4 protein-coding genes and 1 pseudogene are annotated in these 3,127 nt (G+C 50.8%); all 5 read left to right on the top strand.

Annotated features, from left to right (window positions below; all coding sequences use genetic code 11):
- Positions 1-1,095, top strand: a 1,095-nt coding sequence (locus HU727_RS25400) for an RHS repeat-associated core domain-containing protein (RefSeq protein WP_217847150.1), incomplete at its 5' end; no start/stop codon positions are given.
- Positions 1,096-1,108: 13 nt separating this feature from the next.
- Complete coding sequence (locus HU727_RS25395; protein ID WP_186534434.1) at positions 1,109-1,537, top strand: HEAT repeat domain-containing protein; 429 nt, start codon at positions 1,109-1,111, stop codon at positions 1,535-1,537.
- A gap of 260 nt (positions 1,538-1,797) precedes the next feature.
- Positions 1,798-1,956 carry a hypothetical protein gene (locus HU727_RS25390; RefSeq protein ID WP_186534435.1) on the top strand — a complete coding sequence of 53 codons (159 nt, stop codon included), beginning with the start codon at positions 1,798-1,800 and terminating at the stop codon, positions 1,954-1,956.
- A gap of 5 nt (positions 1,957-1,961) precedes the next feature.
- Positions 1,962-2,330 (top strand): hypothetical protein, encoded by a 369-nt coding sequence (locus HU727_RS25385; protein WP_186534436.1) that lies wholly within the window; start codon positions 1,962-1,964, stop codon positions 2,328-2,330.
- A gap of 107 nt (positions 2,331-2,437) precedes the next feature.
- Positions 2,438-3,127, top strand: a pseudogene (locus HU727_RS25380) (hypothetical protein); the annotation flags it as partial.

The following is a 3,127-nucleotide window of genomic DNA, read 5'->3' as shown; positions in this document are numbered from 1 at the left end:
CTGATCGGCGTCAGCCTGCCGGGAGGCAGCACCGCATCCTACAAATACGACGCCTTCGGCCGCCGCATCGAAAAGACCGTCAACGGCCACACCACAGAATTCCTCTGGCAAGGCGAACGCCTCATCGCGGAAAGTGCCGAAAACCGCTATCGCAGCTATGTCTACGAACCGGGGTCCTTCCGTCCGCTGGCGATGCTAGACGGCGAGGGCCCGCTAAAAGCGGCTCCCTTCTACTACCAACTCGACCACCTCGGCACGCCGCAAGAGCTCACCGACTACAGTGGCGAAATCATGTGGTCTGCAAAGTACCGCGCCTACGGCAATCTCGCAGCGCTGGACGTCAGCGAAATCGACAACCCGCTGCGCTTTCAAGGGCAGTACTTCGATGCTGAAACGGGGTTACATTACAACCGCCACCGCTACTACAATCCGGGGACTGGACGGTTTTTGACGCCGGATCCGATCAAGCTTGCGGGTGGGTTGAACAGCTACCAGTACGTGCCTAACCCTACGGGGTGGGTGGATCCGTTGGGGTTGAATACCTGTCCTGGCGCCGGGGACGAACCTAAAGGTAAGAGGCCCGATGATTCGGGGAAAGCTGAGCACGACGAAGGTAGAGCACCGCCTGATCCATATAATCGCCCATACGCCGGGGCACTGCCTGCCCAGATGCAAGATAAGATTCTGTTCGGCACGCGCAGTCCGAACAGCAATAAGCCGATTGGTGGGCATTCCTCTGACGTTTTAAAATCCCCAAAGCACGAAATGACCGTTGTACAGACAAATCCAGACAGTACGATAAAAGTCCAAGACTTCAAAATGGTTCTTGTACGAAAAGACGGGACCGTCGGCATGTCAGCTAAGAAAGGCGGAAAGCATACAATAGCCCCGGAAACTTGGAGTAACGACAAGATACTTTGGGTTACTGATGAAGTGGCCGCGACACCCGGCGTGTTCATGCGGGAAGTTGACGGCGTTACAACCACCCTACACACCAAAACCGTTGACGGTGTCAAGTGGCAGGTTCTAAAGGACGACGGAGTCATTACTTCTTCATTTCCTGCAGGCGACGCGCCTATGTCACCACCAATTTAAGTTGAGATAGTGAATGAACAGCAAAATTTACGACGAGTACAATTACTGGCTTGGACAGAATGAAGACTCCAATTGGAACGAGTACATAACGGAACAAGTGGCTCAGGGAGTTTTGAAAAAATTCAATGCGGAAGATTGGAAACTTTTACACGACACCATTCTCTCTATGGAGCAATATTGGCAAGAGCGAAGTGCTGCGGCACTCGGTGAGCTGCGGTCATCGGATGCCATAGAGATTTTAAAACTACTCCTTGAATCCGAATTTATCGAGGTTTCTATCGCCGCCGCCTCAGAGTTGGACTGGACGGAAACACCAATCGAAACAAAATATTCCAAAAAAATACAAAATATAATTGACCAAATGCTGCCAGAAGAAGTTGACTCTTATCCAGAGCTCTACAATTTGTTGGAAAAATCCAAAAAATCAGATAACAATCAATAGGAGTCATTCTGCACTATCCAGCACGCCAATAGCGAGACAGACAATATGTATCCATACACTGTCGCCCTCTTGTCATTCGATGTCTAAAGCGACTGGCCGTAAAGCCTAGGAGAAACTAGACAGCAATTATACCATTCGCTATCAATTCAACTGAAATAACCTGGGCCACTTATTCGGAAGAGTGCCCGTATGATAGCAGTCAGGACGATACCCGGACCACGTATTCGGCCGGTAGATCACCGCGAGAGAAGTTTGCGAAGATGGATTACAACGATGAAATTGAAATCCGTTTCTTATTTGAGCCTAAAGCTCCGAGCTTGGGATGGAAGGCGCAACCGAAGTCTGTCAAGACAGATACGATTCGTTCAGACCCACATATCAGCTGGAAATATCCATACGGTCAAAAAACACCGGAGTGACGACTATGATTGTAAAAAATATAAAGTGGATATCTAGAACTTCCGAAGAGGCAGAGGTTGAAATAACCGACGGCGAGTTTACTTGCATTGCTTTCTCCCATCCTTGCAGCGCGAATATTGGAGATGAAGTAAACGCCCCCCTGCACATTTTCTCTATGAAAAGCGCAATGCGTTGCGAAGGGCTTGCTGAACTGGGGATTTGGAACATTCAGAAGCAAGGGCTATCCAGAAAAGTCATCGCCAGAGTATTAGACACTTCGGAACAAGTAGTAACAGTTGGAAAAATCACTATGATTATTGAGGACTATCTACCAGGAGGGATTATGGTTGGAGACTTAATCGAATTTGAGTGTGCACGCATAGATCTATGGTAAAGCTCACATCGTAAAATGGGGAGACACTTCACGTTTTTATTTTCTAGATGAAATCTGCTTCTGAACAACTTCATTTTGTAAGTTTCTGAAGGCCACCTTTCCCTTAACAATCTGGGCAGAACAACCTTGGCCAGTTGTTGGAAGAGCACTTGCCGGACGGCGGTCAACGCAAGTACCGCTACGATGCGCTTGGCCGGCAAATTACTCGCCAAGACGAATTCGGTGCGATCACTCAATACCAATGGGATGCCGTCGACGGCCTGACTAGGTCACCCTGCCCGGCGGCGCCACGCGCGCGTTTACCTACAACCCCTATGGTCGTGTCACCGCCGAACGAGACGAACTCGGCCGTATCACCCGCTACGAATACGCCGATAACCTGCATCTGGCCAGTCGCCGCATCAACCCCGACGGCAGCCAACTACGTTACCGCTACGACAACTCGCAACTTAACCTCACCGAGATCGAAAACGAGCGCGGCGAACGCTATCAACTCGACTACTACCCGAACGGCCTGATCCAGCAGGAAACATGTTTCGACGGCCGCCGCACCGCGTACGAGTACGACCTTAACGGCCAACTGCTGAAGAAAACCGAGTTCGGCCCCGAACGGCCTGATCCAGCAGGAAACCGGCTTCGACGGACGCCGTACTGCCTACGAGTACGACCTCAACGGCCAACTGCTGAAGAAAACCGAGTCAGGCGATAACGGCAGCGAACTGGTCACTGAATACCAGCGCGATGCCTCCGGTCGTCTGCTAGTCAAAACGCTGCCCGATGGCGAAGAAATTCACTAT

Source organism: Pseudomonas khorasanensis, assembly GCF_014268505.2.
Lineage (GTDB): Bacteria > Pseudomonadota > Gammaproteobacteria > Pseudomonadales > Pseudomonadaceae > Aquipseudomonas > Aquipseudomonas khorasanensis.
Note: the sequence above shows the minus strand (reverse complement) of the source record. Positions and strands in the feature narration are given on the sequence as shown.